Origin of the sequence: Pseudomonas sp. PDM20, assembly GCF_014852575.3 — a bacterium.
GTDB lineage: Bacteria > Pseudomonadota > Gammaproteobacteria > Pseudomonadales > Pseudomonadaceae > Pseudomonas.
This window is the reverse complement of record NZ_CM181224.1, coordinates 2,933,968-2,949,506: the sequence shown is the minus strand read 5'-3', so window position 1 is coordinate 2,949,506 and position 15,539 is coordinate 2,933,968. Positions and strand designations below refer to the sequence as shown.

The following is a 15,539-nucleotide window of genomic DNA, read 5'->3' as shown; positions in this document are numbered from 1 at the left end:
CTGTCGGCCCCCCGGGTGGGTTTCCTGGCCATTGGCCACCCGGTCAGTTCTCAATAAGTTGCCCGGCCGACGTTTTCGCTCCCGCAAGGCGGGTTTCGTTCCAAGTCATGTGAAGATTGCCCATGTCCCTATCGCGTCGCTTCCCCGCACGAGTTTCTCCCCTCCAGACCCGCGCCCTCGGTGCCTGCCTGCTCGCCAGCCTGCTGGCCGCCGGCGCTCCGGCCCAGGCCGAGGAGCCCGCCAGCAACGCGCGCTGGGTGAACGACAGTCTGAGTACCTACGTGCGCAGCGGCCCCACCGACGGCTACCGCATCGTCGGCACCCTGACCTCCGGGCAGAAGGTCCAGCTGGTCAGCACCTCCGGCGACTACAGCCAGGTGCGCAGCGACAGCGGCAGCACCGTGTGGATCGCCAGCAAGGACCTGCAGGAGAAGCCCGGCCAGGCAGAACGCCTGCCCTCGCTGGAACAGAAGGTCACCGAGCTGACCACCCAGTTGCAGACCATCGACGACTCCTGGAAGAACCGTGTGCAGGGCATGCAGGAAACCCTGGACGCGCGCAAGAAGCTCATCGATGAGCTGCAGGCCGCGCGCAGCGCGCTGGACGCCGAGCTGAACCAGGCGCGCTCGCAGCTGCGCGATACCCAGGCGCAACTGGGCGACGAGAACAAGCAGGTGCTGATGCGCTACATGGCTTATGGCGGCAGCATCGCCGGCGCCGGCCTGCTCGCCGGGCTGATCCTGCCGACCATGCTGCGCGTGCGCCGCAAACGCAGCACCGAGTGGGTCTGACGCTTCAGTCGATGCGCAATTCGTATTGCCGGTAACCCAGGGCGTCGCTGCCCTGCGGTTCGAATCCGGCGCGTTCGTACAGACGCCGCGCCGGGTTGTCGGGGCGCACGCTGAGCTTCAGCCGCAGGTAGCCTCCTGCCGGGCATCGGCGATGTAACGTTGCAACAGCGCTGCACCGACGCCCTTTCCCCGCCAAGCCTCGCTGACGCCCAGGGTGCAGAGCTCCGCGCTGCCCGCTTCGGGCAACCAGAGGCTGTAGCCGACGCTCTCGCCATCGAGCTCGGCGATGGTCAGCCGCTCGAAGTGCTCCAGCCAGCGCGCCAGGTGGCGGTCGAAGTCTTCTCGCCAGCGCTCCTCATGGGCAGGCTCCCACTGGCGGATATAGGCCTCTTCACCGCGCTGGACGAAGGGGACATCGGTGATGCGGGCGGGGCGGAGCGAGAGGCTCATTGCAGTTTCCATGGCAGGAACAAGCAGTACGACCTGACCATCGCATCCGTCAGGTCCCGGTGGCAACTGGCAGAATCGACCGAATCTCATCTCGGCGCACTCAGCATACCTTCCAGGCGTGATTTGACGTCCGCTCGCTCCTCCATCAAGCGCTGCAGGTCCACGCTGTATTGCAGATTCACGACGTCAATTTCAGCCAGCGCATCCTGCTGCAGATTATCCAGGCGCGCGCCCCGCTCCTTTAATAATGCGGCAATGCGGCCATCGAGGCTGCTGAGTCTCTTGCGCAGGAACGTCACCTTGTGGAATTTCCAGCGCCCCATTGCTGCGACGCGAACAGACTGGTTGGCGGCCTCCTGCTGCGTGAGCTCTTCGTCGGTCGGCTGGGGAGAAATAGCGGGTTTGACGAGGATTGCATCGGCGGAGCAGGGATGTTGGGAAAAAGTCGTTCGACCTTCGACAGTGCACTTGTAGATCTCGGCTTGCGCGGTGTTGAAACCCAGCGCGGCCAGAAGGACCACGACGAATGGGAAGCGCATGATGCAATGCTCCTGACCACTCCATTGGTATGCCTGTAAACAGGACCCTTGGGATTGCTATCAGATTGACATGCACTGTCCGAGCGAGTTCTTGGGGGCTCTGTAAAGGTTCGGTAAATCCTTCCGGCACGGTCTTGGCTCAAGTCGCGGCAGCGCGCCACGCCCGCGATCCACCGGCAGGGCCGGCGTCAAGCACTCTGCCGCTGCCTCACGCCACCTCGCTTTCCACGCCCGCATCCAGGTCCGCCAGCAGCTCGATCATCGCCCGCGCCGCCGCCGAGAGGCGGTCGCCGCTGCGGGTGACGATTCCGCAGCGTGCCTGGAGGATGTCGACGTTCTGCGGCAGGTTGCGAAAGTGCAGGCGCACCAGTTCGCCACGCGCCATCGGTTCGCTCAGCGCCTCTTCCACCGCGATGCCGATGGCGTCGGTCTGGCTGACGATGCGCACCAGCGAGGCCATGTCTTCGCACTGCACGTTGGTGCTGATGTCGATCTTGCCGCTGAGGTTGGCGAGCATCTTCCGCGCGCTGGGCGGGATCAGCGTGGCCGCCAGCGGGTAGGCGAACATGTCGTTGGTGGAGAGACTCTCCTTGGCCAGCAGCGGGTGCCCCTCGCGGCAGAAGAACAGCCCGCTGCGCGGCTTCAGCGCGCGGGTCTGAAAGTTCGGATCGGCTTCGAAATGGCGGATGTCGGCGACGAAGAATTCGATCTCCTCGCGGCTCAGGCTGCGCGCCAGGCGCTCCCAGTTGTCCACGCCGAACTGGATGTGGATGCGCGGGTAGCGCTGGACGAAGCGTGACACCGCATCGGACACCAGCTTCTGCGCCGGCGCCGGCCCGCTGCCGAAGCGCAGCTCGCCAGAGTCCAGCTTGTTCAGACGGGCCACCGCGTGGCTCAGGTTATTGGCGCCCTGCACCAGGCTCAGCGCGTGCTGCAGCACCACCTGGCCTTCGGGGGTCGGACGCAGGTCCTTGCTGCCACGGTCCACCAGGCGGCAGCCCAGTTCCTGCTCCAGGCCCTGGATGCTGCGGCTGAACGCCGGCTGGGTGATGCCCATGGCGTCGGCGGCGCGAACGAAGCTGCGGTGTTCGTTGAGGGCGATGAAGTAGCGGAGTTGGCGCAGATCCATGATGCATTTCCGGCATTGAAAATAGTGGGCAAAGGCATTTGCCGCTGGGTATGCGCTGGTTTTAAATGCAAGCTCTTATTCCGTCAACGAAGAATAAAACAAACATCTATTCTTTTATGAACTAAGAATATAGCTCAGACCAGGAGTCGCCCGATGCCAGCCCTGCACCTCCTTTCCTCGCGAATGTGCCTGTCCCGCTGTCGCTGACAGCCAAAGCCGCACCCACCCACAACGAAAAACGTCGTTCGCCACTTTTGCCTGGCGCGGCCCCGTTTTGCCCGCGAACAGCGTGCAGAGACAAGGACACAGCATGACTTCGAGACATTCGCCCTTCCCCTTTAAGCCCCACCGGCTGCGCCAGGCCATTTTCCTGCTGGCCCTGGGCGGCGCCCTGCCGGTATTCGCCGAGGAAGCCGAGGACGGCAGCACTACCAGTGATACTGCCAAGCCCGTGAGCGCAGCGCCCGCCAAGGCCGACGCCACCCTGGGCAAGGTCACCGTCACCGCCCGCCGCCGCGAGGAAGACTCGCAGAAGGTGCCCACGCCGATCACCGTGGTCGGCGGCGAGACCCTGGAGACCCAGCGCGTCTACAAGGTGCAGGACCTGCAGCAGATCCTGCCCAGCGTGAACGTGGCCTTCATTCACGCGCGGCAATCGAGCATTGCCGTGCGCGGCATCGGCAACAACCCGGCCAGCGACGGGCTGGAAGGCAGCGCCGGGGTCTACCTGGACAACGTCTACCTCGGCCGCCCCGGCATGGCGGTGTTCGACCTGCTGGACATCGAGCAGCTTGAGCTGCTGCGCGGCCCACAGGGCACGCTGTTCGGCAAGAACACCACGGCCGGCGTGCTGAACATCAGCACCCGCGCGCCGACCTTCACCCCCGAGCGCAGCGTCGAGGTCTCCGGTGGCCAGGACGGCTACTTCCAGGGCAAGGGCAGCGTCTCCGGCGCCCTGACCGACACCCTGGCCGGGCGCGTCTCGGCCTACCGCACCCGCGATGACGGCTACATCAAGAACATCCACGACGACAACACCCTCAATGGCGGCGAGCGCCAGGGCATCCGCGGGCAATTGCTGTTCAAGCCCAACGAGGATTTCGACCTGCGCTGGATCAACGACTACAACGAGGAGGATTCGAGCAACGGCAGCATGGTGGTGTACGGTGCCGCCGACCGCTTCTGGCAGCGCGCCGCCTCGGTGGGTGCCTCGCCAGTGCGCGATCCGGACCGGCACAAGGTCAACATCAACGCTCGCCAGCATGTCAGCGTGCACCAGGGCGGCAGCTCGGTGGAGGCCAACTGGAACCTCAATGGCGGCTACAAGCTGACCGCCATCAGCGCCTACCGCTACTGGCACTTCACCCCGGCCAACGACGAGCAGCTCGACGTCTCGGCGATCAACAACACCGGCGTGGAAGTCCACGACCGCCAGTTCTCCCAGGAAATCCGCCTGGCCTCGCCCACCGGCGGCTTCTTCGACTACGTGCTGGGCGCCTATGCGTTCAATCAGAACCTGGGCAACAAGACCTTCACCAGCTACGGCCCGCTGGCCGACCGCTACCTGCTGGGCACCGACCTGAATGCGCTGAACAACACCTACTCGAAAGCCAACGGCAAGATCGAGACCGACAGCTTCGCCCTGTTCGCCCAGGGCACCTGGCACCTCACCGACAAGCTGGATTTCACCGCCGGCCTGCGCGGCACCTACGAGGAGAAGGACGCCAAAGTCGAGCGCTTCGACCCGGTCGGCGGCGCACCGGTAGCTGGCGTCGGCGCCGTGGTACGGCGCAACCAGCTGGGCGCGTATGACTCGGGCGACCTAAGCCTCTACAGCTTCGCGCCCTCGGCGCTGCTGAGCCTGAGCTACCAGTTCACCGATGACTTCCTCGGCTATGCCTCACTGTCCCATGGCGAGAAATCCGGTGGTGTGAACCTGGCCGTGGCCAGCGCCCCGACGGCGGGCGCGGATTCGCTGCTGGTCGGCCCGGAACGCGCCAACGACGCCGAACTGGGGATCAAGACGACCCTGTTCGACAACCACCTGCAGCTCAACACCAACCTCTTCTGGACGGGCATCCACGGCTACCAGGCGACCACCCTGTACCAGCCGCCGGGCTCGACCCAGCTGGTCTCGGTGCTCTCCAACGCCGGCAGCGTGCGCTCGCGCGGCCTGGAGTTCGAGGCCACCGCCCTGCCCGTTCGCGGCCTGACGCTGAACTTCAACGGCTCCTACAACGACGTCACCTACCTGTCGTTCAAGGACGCCCCGTGCCCGGCGGAAATCTCCACTCAACCCAATGCCCCGGCCACCTGCGACCTCACCGGGGACCGCGTGGTCGGCGCCTCGAAGTGGATCGCCAACCTCAACGGCGAATACGCCTGGAACCTCGATGACGGCATCCGCCCCTACGTGACCGGCAGCTACTCCTACCGCTCCGAGGCCGAAGGCACGCTGGACAACTCCGAGCTCTCGAAGATCGACGGCTACGGCCTGGCGAACTTCTCCGTCGGCCTGCGCAAGGACCTCGGCGACGGCCAACTGGATGCTTCGGTCTGGCTGAAGAACGCCTTCGACAAGGACTACTACCTGGCCGCCTTCGCCAGCATCAACGGCTCCTACACCGCCTCGGTGGGGCAGCCGCGCACCCTGGGCGCCTCGGTTCGCTACGACTTCTGATCCCCATCCGCCGCGCCCCGGCGCGCGGCTCTATTGCCACTGCAAGAGGACGATGAGATGAGCAACGCAGCACAAGCTATCCAGCAGCACGCAGTAAGCCTCGACATCCACCCGGTTGCCGGCCGCATCGGCGCCGAGATTCGCGGCGTGAAACTGTCCGGCGAGCTGGACGCCGCCACCACCGACGCCATCCAGGCGGCGCTGGTGAAGCACAAGGTGATCTTCTTCCGCGGCCAGACGCACCTCGACGACCAGGGCCAGGAGGCCTTCGCCCAGCTGCTCGGCAACCCGGTGGCCCACCCCACCGTGCCGGTGCAGGAAGGCACCCACTACCTGCTGGAACTGGACGGCGCCCAGGGCCGCCGCGCCAACTCCTGGCACACCGATGTGACCTTCGTCGACGCCTATCCCAAAGCCTCGATCCTGCGCAACGTGGTGGCCCCCGAGGCCGGTGGCGACACCGTCTGGGCCAACACCGCCAGCGCCTACGACGACCTGACGCCGGAGCTCAAGGCCCTGGCCGATTCGCTCTGGGCGGTGCACAGCAACGAGTACGACTACGCCGGCATCCGCCCGAACTTCGACCCGGCGCGCCTGGAGGAGTACCGCAAGGTGTTCACCTCCACCGTCTACGAGACCGAGCACCCGGTGGTGCGCGTGCATCCAGTCAGCGGGGAGAAAACGCTGCTGCTGGGGCACTTCGTCAAGCGTCTGAAAGGCCTCTCGCAGCATGACTCGGCGCACCTGTTCGCCGTGCTGCAGAGCCATGTCACGCGCCTGGAGAACACCGTGCGCTGGCGCTGGCAGCCGGGCGACGTGGCCATCTGGGACAACCGCGCGACCCAGCACTACGCCGTGGACGACTACGGCACCCAGCCGCGCATCGTGCGCCGCGTGACCCTCGACGGCGATGTGCCGGTGGGCGTCGACGGACAGCGCAGCCGGACGATCAAGAAGGCTTGAGCCTTAACCATAAAAGCCAGGATCCCCTCTCCCTGACCCTCTCCCTTCAGGGAGAGGCAATCCCCCCACTCAGGATTATCCCGATGACTCAATCCAACGCCCTTCCGAAATCCACCCCCGAACCCTTCGCCATCGTCCCCCTCGACGCTCCGCTGGGCGCCGAAGTGCGCGGGCTGGACGCCCGCGAGCCGCTGACGCCGGAACAGATCCTGGCGATCAGGCAGGCCCACCGCGAGCACCACATCCTGATCTTCAAGGACCAGCAGCTCGACGATCAGCAGTACCTGCGCTTCGCCACCCTGTTCGGGGCGGTGTTCCAGCCGCCCGCCGACGTGCCGGTGCTGTCCTCCGGCGCCGACGGCAAGGCCCCGGACATCGTCAAGGTGGCCAACACCGAAGACGGCGAGCTGGGCAATTTCGCGCTGCCCGCCCACGTCGACCACCAGTGGACCCCGGTGCCCTCCTCCGGCTCCTTCCTCTACGCGCTGGAGGTGCCCAGGACCGGCGGCGAAACCCAGTTCACCAACCTCGCCCGCGCCTACGAGACGCTGGATGAAGCAACCCGCGCCGAGATCGACCCGCTGCGCCTGATCAACTACAACCCATTCATCCGCCTGAAGAGTGGCGGTTACAACGGCACCTTCGTGCGCTACCGCACCCCGGACATCGAGCCGATCCAGGGCACCGAACACCCGCTGGTGCGCACCCACCCGGAGAACGGCAAGCGCGTGCTGTTTCTCTCCGTGCACACCGAAGTGGAAATCCCCGGCGCCGACCCGCAGCAGGGCGCCGCGCTGGTGGAGAAACTGCGCGAACACCTGCAGCAGCCCGAGCTGATCTACAGCCACAAATGGTCGGTCGGCGACATCGTCTGGTGGGACAACCAGGCCGTGCTGCATGGCCGCAATGCGTTCCCGGCGAGCGAGAAGCGCCGCCTGAAGCGCATCAGTCTCTCCGGCAGCCGGCCGTTCTGAGGCACCGTCCCACCTGCGGCGGATAACGCTGGCGCGTTATGCGCCCTACGAACCGGAGTATCCGCGGCGAGACTTGCCCTCACCCCAGCCCTCTCCCAAAGGGAGAGGGGGCCGTTCGGTGCGATTGGCGAAAATGAAGTCACCCGGCGAGCGCCGATTTCAGAACCGCTCAGGACAGTCCCCTCTCCCGCTTGCGGGAGAGGGTTAGGGTGAGGGGCCTTTAATTTTGTAGGAACCTCCAGCCCCGTAGGGTGAATACGCACCAGCGATATCCGCCGCAATCCCCCGAAAAGCCCTGCAGACAACGCTCTCTATGCTTATGCCAAATCGTTTCTTGTCCTGAATCAATTATTCCTTTTATAGTTTCGGCAACTCGTCATAACAAGTTATGAACTATGGCCGAACTACTCCCCCTCTCCCCCGTTCCCCTCTACAGCCAGCTCAAGGAAGTCCTGCGTACGCGCATCCTCGACGGCACCTATCCGCCGCTCAGCCGCATGCCCTCCGAGGCCGAGCTGGGCAAGGCCTTCGAAGTCAGCCGGATCACCGTGCGCCAGGCGCTGGGCGACCTGCAGAAGGAAGGGCTGATCTTCAAGATCCACGGCAAGGGCACCTTCGTCGCCAAGCCCAAGGCATTCCAGAACGTCAGCACCCTGCAGGGCCTGGGTGAATCCATGACCCAGCGCGGCTACGAGGTGATCAACCGCCTGCGCAGCTTCAAGACCGTGCCGGCCAACGCCCAGGTCGCCGCCCGCCTGCAGGTGGCCGAGGGCGAGAACGTGGTGCAGATCAAGCGGGCCCGCCTGGTCAACCGCGAGCTGGTGTCGCTGGAGATCACCTGGCTGCCCGAGCACGTCGGCAAACGCCTGGAGAAAGCCGACCTGGTCAGCCGCGACATCTTCCTGATCCTCGAGAACGACTGCGCCCTGCCCCTGGGCCATGCCGACCTGGCCATCGACGCCATCCTCGCCGACGCCGAACTGGCCCGTGCGCTGGAGGTGCAGGAAGGCTCGCCGGTGATGCGCATCGAGCGCCTGACCCACACCGCCGACGGCGCGCCACTGGACTACGAACACCTCTACTACCGCGGCGATGCCTTCCAGTACCGCCTGCGCATCGACCGCCACAAGGGACAGCACCAATGAGCCAGTTCGACCTCTCCCAGGTACCCGCGGACAAGGAACTCGCCTACGACATCGTGGTGATTGGCGGCGGCACCGCCGGCCCGATGGCGGCGATCAAGGCCAAGGAAGCCAACCGCGAGCTGCGCGTGCTGCTGGTGGACAAGGCCAACGTCAAGCGCAGCGGTGCCATCAGCATGGGCATGGATGGGCTGAACAACGCGATCATTCCCGGCCACGCCACGCCCGAGCAGTACACCAAGGAAATCACCGTCGCCAACGACGGCATCGTCAACCAGGCGGCGGTCTACGCCTACGCCACCCACAGCTTCGAGACCCTCCAGCAGCTGGACCGCTGGGGCGTGAAATTCGAGAAGGACGAAGTCGGCGATTACGCGGTGAAGAAGGTCCACCACATGGGTGCCTACGTGCTGCCCATGCCCGAGGGCCACGACATCAAGAAGGTGCTGTACCGCCAGCTCAAGCGTGCACGCATCGAGATCACCAACCGCCTGGTGGTCACCCGCCTGCTGACCGATGCAGACGGCGCGGTCAACGGCCTGCTCGGCTTCGACTGCCGCACTGCACAGTTCCAGGTGATCCGCGCCAAGGCCGTGGTGCTCGCCTGCGGCGCCGCCGGCCGCCTGGGCCTGCCCTCCTCCGGCTACCTGATGGGCACCTACGAGAACCCCACCAATGCCGGCGACGGCTATGCCATGGCCTACCACGCGGGGGCGGAACTTTCGAACCTGGAGTGCTTCCAGATCAACCCGCTGATCAAGGACTACAACGGCCCGGCCTGCGCCTACGTCACCGGCCCGCTGGGCGGCTACACCGCCAACAGCAAGGGCGAGCGCTTCATCGAGTGCGACTACTGGAGCGGCCAGATGATGTGGGAGTTCCACCAGGAACTCGAAGGCGGCAACGGTCCGGTGTTCCTCAAGCTCGACCACCTGGCCGAGGAAACCATCCAGACCATCGAGGACATCCTCCACAGCAACGAACGCCCCAGCCGTGGCCAATTCCATGCCGGGCGCGGTACTGACTACCGCCAGCAGATGGTGGAGATGCACATCTCGGAGATCGGTTTCTGCTCCGGCCATTCGGCCTCGGGCGTTTGGGTCAACGAGAAGGCCGAGACCAGCGTCAGGGGCCTGTATTCGGCCGGAGACATGGCCGCCGTGCCGCACAACTACATGCTCGGGGCCTTCACCTACGGCTGGTTCGCCGGGGCCAACGCCGCACAGTACGTGGCCGGGCGCGAGTTCAGCGAAGTCGATGCCGCCCAGGTCGAGCGAGAGCGCGAACGCGTCTTCGCCCCGCTCAAGCGCGAGCACGGCCTGCCGCCGGCGCAGGTCGAGTACAAGCTGCGGCGCATGGTCAACGACTACCTGCAGCCGCCCAAGGTGACGAAGAAGATGGAGATCGGCCTGCAGCGCTTCGCCGAGATCGCCCGCGACCTCGACCAGCTCAAGGCCAGCAACCCCCACGAACTGATGCGCGCCATGGAAGTCAGCGTGATCCGCGACTGCGCCGAGATGGCCGCCCGCGCCTCGCTGTTCCGCACCGAGAGCCGCTGGGGGCTGTACCACCATCGCGTCGACTATCCGCTGCGCAACGATGCCGAGTGGTTCTGTCATGCGCACCTGAAGAAGGGCGAAGACGGCGCGATGACCAGTTTCAAGAAGCCCATCGAGCCTTATGTGATCGCGCTGGATGAGGATGAGCAGCAGGCTTACGAGAAGCTGCGGGTGAAGAGCGAGGCGGCATAGTAGGTCGTTCGCCGAGGAGCCCCTCACCCCAGCCCTCTCCCAGAGGGAGAGGGGGTCGTTCGGCGCGAAGGGCGACAATGTCGTCAGCCGGCGAGCGCCGATTTCTTCACCGCTCAGGACAGTCCCCTCTCCCTCTGGAGCGGGGCGCGCAGCCAGGGTTAGGGTGAGGGAAGACCCCGAGCACCAGAACCACCCAGGAACACCGAACAGAATCAGCCGACCGCCACGACGGCCGGCAAGCAACACCATGAGGACCGCGTGCAATGGCCTACCAACCCCAGGAAATCTTCTTCCGCTCCAGCGCCCCGGTGACGGTGGACGAGGACAAGTGCATCGCCGACAAGGGCTGCACCGTCTGCGTCGAGGTCTGCCCGATGGACCTGCTGGCGATCAACCCCGCCACCCAGAAGGCCTACATGGCCTTCGACGAATGCTGGTACTGCATGCCCTGCGAGAAGGACTGCCCGACCGGCGCGGTGAAGGTCGAGATTCCCTACCTCCTGCGCTGAGACCGCCGTCCCGTGCAGCTCCGTAGGGCGCATAACGCGCCAGCGTTATCCGCCATGGATCCATCGGCGGATAACCTGTTCCAGGTTATCCGCCCTACGGTGCTACGACGCGGCTCCTGCAGGTGAACGCAGGACGACACCGATAACCAGAAACGCCATCCGGCCCCACCGCCGGACGCCTGATGCACCGCCCCTCGTTTCCCACCGCAAGGCCTGCGGCGGAGACGATTCCAACACTGATGATTCGAGGGGAACACCCATGACCTTGCGCACCACCCTGGCCGGCCTTGCGCTCGCCATTGCCAGTCTTTCCGCCCATTCGGAAACGATCCGCGTCGCCATCGGCACCCAGGACACCACCATCAACTGCGCCGCTGGCGGCCTGCTGATCCGCGAACTCGGCCTGCTCGACAAGTACCTGCCCCACGACGGCGCATACAAGGACGCGCAGTACGACGTGCAGTGGAAGAACTTCACCAGCGGCGCGCCGCTGACCAACGAGATGGTCGCCGGCAAGCTCGACTTTGGCGCCATGGCCGACTTCCCCGGCTCGCTCAACGGCGTCGCCCACGAGGCCGCCGGCAAGCGCAGCCTGTTCATCAGCGTGCTCTCGGGCAGCATCGACGGCAGCGGCAATGGCATTGTCGTGCCCGCCGCCTCCAAGGTGCAGTCGCTGGCCGAACTCAAGGGCCAGACCATCTCCGTGCCCTTCGCCTCCACCGCCCACGGCCTGCTGCTGCGCGCCATCGCGGCACAAGGCTGGGACCCGGAGAAGGACGTCACCATCATCGCGCAGCCGCCGGAAGTCGCCGGCTCCGCCCTGCAGGCCAACAAGATCGCCGCCCACGCCGACTTCGTGCCCTTCGCCGAGCTGTTCGAAAGCCGTGGCATCGCCCGCAAGATCTACGACGGCTCCCAGGCCAAGGCGCCGACCTTCCACGGCGCGCTGGTGGAAGCCGACTACGCACAGAAGTACCCGGAAATCGTCGAGGCTTACCTGCGCGCCACCTACGAAGCCAACCAGTTGCTGGCGCAAGACCCGGAGAAGTACAGCGAGCTGATCGAGAAGGTCGCCGGCATTCCGGCCGAGGTGAACTACCTGTTCCACGGCCCGCTCGGCCTGCAGACGCGGGACCTGACCTGGAAACCCGAATACCGCCAGGCCGTAGCCACCGCCATCGATACCCTGAAGCTGCTGAAGAAAGCCGACCGCGGGCTGAACGTCGACCAGTTCGTCGACGACCGCTACCTCCGCGCCGCCTTCAAGGCCTCCGGTGCCGACTACGACGCCGCGCTGAAGAACTACGCGCAACAGCCGCTGCTGGGCAATGACGCGCTGACCGACCAGCCGATCAGCGATACCCGCAAGGTCGCGCAGATCTGGGTGCGCGGTGAGCCGAAAGTGCGTAGCTACGCGACCGCCAAGGAGGCGTTGGGTCAGCTGGCCGAACTCAAGCAACAGGGCAAGGACATCCGCGCGGTGTACGCCCAGGCCAGCGACAGCGGCATCAAGCTGCTCGCCGGGCAGGCCTGGTTCGTGCGCGGCAAGGACGGCGCACTGGATGCCTTCCTGCTGCGCGAACAGGCCGATGCCTTCGCCCGTCAGCACGGTGGTGAAGTCGCCGACTTCGCCGCCGCCAGCCAGCAGGCCGTGGCCAGCCGCTGAATCGACAACCCGCCCCGGCGCCCGCGCGCCGGGGCTGGCGGAGACCGCAGATGAACACCACCCCCCTCACCCGCTGGAGCCTGCGCCTGGCCTCGCTGCTGGTCTGCCTCGTACTCTGGCAGGTGCTCAGCGCGCGCCACGTCAACCTCGGCGTGGTCACCTTCGCCAACGTGCCCGGCCCGCGCGACGTGCTCGACGCCGCCTGGAACCTCGCGCAATCGAGCAAGCTCGGCCGCCACCTGAGCAGCAGCCTGCTGCGGGTGCTCGCCGGTTACCTGCTCGCGGCTTTTTCCGGCATCCTCCTCGGATTGGTCATCGGCCGTGGGCGCTGGGCGCGCGACAGCCTGCTGCCACCGCTGGAAGTGCTGCGGCCGATCCCGGCGGTGGCCTGGATTCCGCTGGCGATCCTGATGTTCCCCAGCTCCGAGCTGTCGATGATCTTCATCACCTTCACCGGCGCGCTGTTCCCCATCCTGCTCAACACCATCCACGGCGTCGAAGCGGTCGACCCGCGCCTGCTCGCCTCCGCCCGCAGCCTCGGCGCCGGGCGCCTGGCGCTGCTGCGCGAAGTGGTGCTGCCCGGCGCCGCGCCGAGCATCGTCACCGGCCTGGCCATCGGCATGGGCACCTCGTGGTTCTGCCTGGTGACCGCCGAGATGATCTCCGGGCAATGGGGCATCGGCTACTACACCTGGGAGTCCTACACCTTGCAGAACTACCCCGACATTGTCGTCGGCATGCTGCTGATCGGCGTGCTCGGCATGGCGAGCAGCCTGCTGGTACGCCAGCTCGGCGCCCTGGTCACGCCCTGGCAGCGCCAGGCCGGAGGCAAGCCATGACCCTGCCCGCCAGCGCACCGGGGCGCGTACGCGTCGACGGTCTGTCGATCCACCTGGGCAGCGGCCGTGACGCCTTCGAGGCCGTGCAGTCGCTTAGTTTTTCCATCGAGCCCGGCGAGTTCGTCTGCGTGCTCGGCCCCTCCGGCTGCGGCAAGTCCACCCTGCTCGGCGCCCTGGCCGGGCACCTGAGGCCCAGCGCCGGCCAGCTGGAAGTGGACGGCCAGAGCGTCGCCGGGCCGTCGCCCGAGCGCGGCATGGTGTTCCAGCACCACACCCTGCTGCCCTGGCGGCGGGTGCGCGACAACGTCGCCTTCGGCCTGAAGATGCGCGGCGTGCCCCGCACCGAGCGCCATCGCCAGGCGGACGAGATGCTCCAGCTGGTGGGCCTGAACGGTTTTGCGGGGCGCTGGCCATCGCAGCTCTCCGGCGGCATGCAGCAGCGCGTGGAGATCGCCCGCGTGTTGATCAATCAGCCGCGCCTGCTGCTGATGGACGAACCCTTCGGCGCCCTCGATGCGCAGACGCGGATGATGATGCAGGAGCTGCTGCTGGACATCTGGACGCGCCTGCGCACCAGCGTGCTGTTCATCACCCACGACATCGACGAGGCGCTGTTCCTCGCCGACCGCATCCTGGTGATGAGCCCCCGACCCGGACGCATCCTCGAAGACATCCGCCTCGACTTCCCGCGCCCGCGCCACGCCGATTTGCTCACCAGCCCGGAATTCTCCCGGCTCAAGCGCCACTGCCTGGAACTGCTGCGCCACGAAGACGGCCGCCAGCTGCCGCGCCTGACGCCACTGGGCCTGCCCACTCCACAACGGATACCGCGATTCGCCATATGACCGACTTCAATCCCTCATCCCGCATCAGCACCGACAATCCCGACATCCTCGACCTCCAGCCACGCCTGCAGGACGCCGACGCCGGCGTACGGCGCATCGCCCTGATCGAACTGGCCGACCTGGAAGAACCCGATGGCCTGCCCTGGCTCGCCCACGCGCTGAACCATGACGCCGCCGCCAGCGTCCGCGCCGAGGCCGCGCGCCTGCTGGAAGCCTGGGAAGAACCCGAGGTGGTGGACGCCCTCTGCCAGGCCCTGGCCGACAGCGACAATGAAGTACGCGAAGCCGCCGCCCAGAGCCTGAGCGAACTGAAGACCGCCGAGGCCGGCGTGCGCCTGCTGCCCTGGGCGACCCATGCCGACCTCTTCGTCCGCCGCAGCGCCTTGCGCGCCCTGCGCGAACTGCGTCTGGAAGTGGCCGCCGAACCGGCCCTGGCAGCGCTGGACGACAGCGACGCCGGCGTGCGTCGCGAAGCCGTGGGCATCCTCGGCTGGCTCAAGCGCACCGACGCGCTGCCGCACCTGGCACGCCTGACCCGCGACGATCCGGACGCCGAAGTCCGCCGCGCGGCTGCCGGCGCCCTCGGTCTGGCCATCGACGCCAGCGTGCTGCCGGCCTTGCAGGCGGCGCTGCTCGACCCGGCCTGGCAGGTGCGCGAGGAAGCCGCCGGCACCCTCGGCAAGCTGGCCCTGCCGGAAGCCGGTGATGCGCTGGTGCAGGCACTGGAAGACGACTTCTGGCAGGTACGCCTGCGCGCCGCCCGCTCGCTCGGCAAGCTGCGTTACCTGCCGGCGCTGGAAGGCCTGAAGAGCGTGCTCGGCCACGGCATCAGCAACCTGCGCAAGGAGGCGGCGCTGGCCCTGGGCGAACTCGGCAGCGGCGACGCCATCGAGGCGCTGCGCAACGCCGAAAACGACGGCGACCCGGAAGTCCGCAAGGCCGTGCGTATCGCCCTCACCCAACTGGGGCAGTCAGCGTGAACACACCCGTCGCACTGCACCGCTCCAGCGCCGACAGGGAATTGCGCATCCGCTGGGACGACGGCGTCGAGCAGTGCATCGCCTTCACCCGCCTGCGCGGCGCCTGCCCCTGCTCGCAGTGCCGGGCGGCGCGCCTTCAGGGGCGCATCGAGCTGGTCTGCGCCGGAGTCGTCCTGCAGGAACTGAACCTGCAGGGTTATGGCGTACAGCTGGTGTTCGACGATGGCCACGACCGGGGTATCTACCCCTGGTCCTACCTGCGCGAACTGGGACGGAGATAA

At 66.5% G+C, this 15,539-nt stretch carries 15 protein-coding genes; 12 read left to right on the top strand and 3 right to left on the bottom strand.

Translation table 11 applies throughout. The features are described from left to right. The first annotated feature begins 122 nt into the window (after window positions 1–122). On the top strand, window positions 123–791 hold the full coding sequence (locus IB261_RS13535; RefSeq protein WP_192382840.1) for a TIGR04211 family SH3 domain-containing protein: 669 nt from the start codon (window positions 123–125) through the stop codon (window positions 789–791). Between the two features lie 117 nt (window positions 792–908). On the opposite strand, the gene IB261_RS13530 is transcribed toward IB261_RS13535, so the two are convergent. The 3 genes from IB261_RS13530 to IB261_RS13520 all read right to left on the bottom strand — a co-directional run bounded on the left by IB261_RS13530 (window position 909) and on the right by IB261_RS13520 (window position 2,909). Then, window positions 909–1,241 carry a GNAT family N-acetyltransferase gene (locus tag IB261_RS13530; protein ID WP_225606116.1) on the bottom strand — a complete coding sequence of 111 codons (333 nt, stop codon included), beginning with the start codon at window positions 1,239–1,241 and terminating at the stop codon, window positions 909–911. An 86-nt stretch (window positions 1,242–1,327) separates the two neighbouring features. Then, the gene (locus IB261_RS13525; protein WP_081517030.1) at window positions 1,328–1,780 is read right to left on the bottom strand and encodes a DUF4124 domain-containing protein; all 453 of its coding nucleotides are present in this window, start codon (window positions 1,778–1,780) and stop codon (window positions 1,328–1,330) included. A 208-nt stretch (window positions 1,781–1,988) separates the two neighbouring features. After that, entirely contained in the window at window positions 1,989–2,909 is a 921-nt protein-coding gene (locus tag IB261_RS13520) for a LysR family transcriptional regulator (protein WP_192382841.1), read from the bottom strand. Window positions 2,910–3,219: 310 nt separating this feature from the next. On the opposite strand from IB261_RS13520, the gene IB261_RS13515 reads away from it, so the two are divergent. The 11 genes from IB261_RS13515 (at window position 3,220) to IB261_RS13465 (ending at window position 15,539) form a co-directional block, all read left to right on the top strand. Continuing rightward, window positions 3,220–5,589 carry a TonB-dependent receptor gene (locus IB261_RS13515; RefSeq protein ID WP_192382842.1) on the top strand — a complete coding sequence of 790 codons (2,370 nt, stop codon included), beginning with the start codon at window positions 3,220–3,222 and terminating at the stop codon, window positions 5,587–5,589. Window positions 5,590–5,646: 57 nt separating this feature from the next. Then, window positions 5,647–6,552: a TauD/TfdA dioxygenase family protein gene (locus IB261_RS13510; RefSeq protein ID WP_192382843.1), complete on the top strand. Its 906-nt coding sequence runs from the start codon at window positions 5,647–5,649 to the stop codon at window positions 6,550–6,552. A gap of 83 nt (window positions 6,553–6,635) precedes the next feature. Further along, the gene (locus IB261_RS13505) at window positions 6,636–7,526 is read left to right on the top strand and encodes a TauD/TfdA dioxygenase family protein (protein WP_192382844.1); all 891 of its coding nucleotides are present in this window, start codon (window positions 6,636–6,638) and stop codon (window positions 7,524–7,526) included. Window positions 7,527–7,921: 395 nt separating this feature from the next. After that, window positions 7,922–8,671 carry a GntR family transcriptional regulator gene (locus IB261_RS13500; protein ID WP_081517025.1) on the top strand — a complete coding sequence of 250 codons (750 nt, stop codon included), beginning with the start codon at window positions 7,922–7,924 and terminating at the stop codon, window positions 8,669–8,671. After that, entirely contained in the window at window positions 8,668–10,419 is a 1,752-nt protein-coding gene (locus IB261_RS13495) for a fumarate reductase/succinate dehydrogenase flavoprotein subunit (RefSeq protein WP_192382845.1), read from the top strand. The genes IB261_RS13500 and IB261_RS13495 overlap by 4 nt, the downstream gene beginning before the upstream one ends. Before the next feature lie 263 nt (window positions 10,420–10,682). Beyond that, window positions 10,683–10,928, top strand: a complete 246-nt coding sequence (locus IB261_RS13490; protein WP_081517023.1) for a 4Fe-4S dicluster domain-containing protein — start codon at window positions 10,683–10,685, stop codon at window positions 10,926–10,928. Window positions 10,929–11,187: 259 nt separating this feature from the next. After that, complete coding sequence (locus IB261_RS13485; RefSeq protein ID WP_081517022.1) at window positions 11,188–12,594, top strand: ABC transporter substrate-binding protein; 1,407 nt, start codon at window positions 11,188–11,190, stop codon at window positions 12,592–12,594. A 50-nt stretch (window positions 12,595–12,644) separates the two neighbouring features. Next, window positions 12,645–13,433, top strand: a complete 789-nt coding sequence (locus IB261_RS13480) for an ABC transporter permease (protein WP_192382846.1) — start codon at window positions 12,645–12,647, stop codon at window positions 13,431–13,433. Further along, window positions 13,430–14,278 (top strand): ABC transporter ATP-binding protein, encoded by an 849-nt coding sequence (locus IB261_RS13475; RefSeq protein WP_192382847.1) that lies wholly within the window; start codon window positions 13,430–13,432, stop codon window positions 14,276–14,278. Before IB261_RS13480 ends, IB261_RS13475 begins: the two co-directional genes overlap by 4 nt. After that, the gene (locus tag IB261_RS13470) at window positions 14,275–15,258 is read left to right on the top strand and encodes a HEAT repeat domain-containing protein (RefSeq protein ID WP_192382848.1); all 984 of its coding nucleotides are present in this window, start codon (window positions 14,275–14,277) and stop codon (window positions 15,256–15,258) included. The genes IB261_RS13475 and IB261_RS13470 overlap by 4 nt, the downstream gene beginning before the upstream one ends. After that, the gene (locus IB261_RS13465; RefSeq protein ID WP_081517018.1) at window positions 15,255–15,539 is read left to right on the top strand and encodes a gamma-butyrobetaine hydroxylase-like domain-containing protein; all 285 of its coding nucleotides are present in this window, start codon (window positions 15,255–15,257) and stop codon (window positions 15,537–15,539) included. Before IB261_RS13470 ends, IB261_RS13465 begins: the two co-directional genes overlap by 4 nt.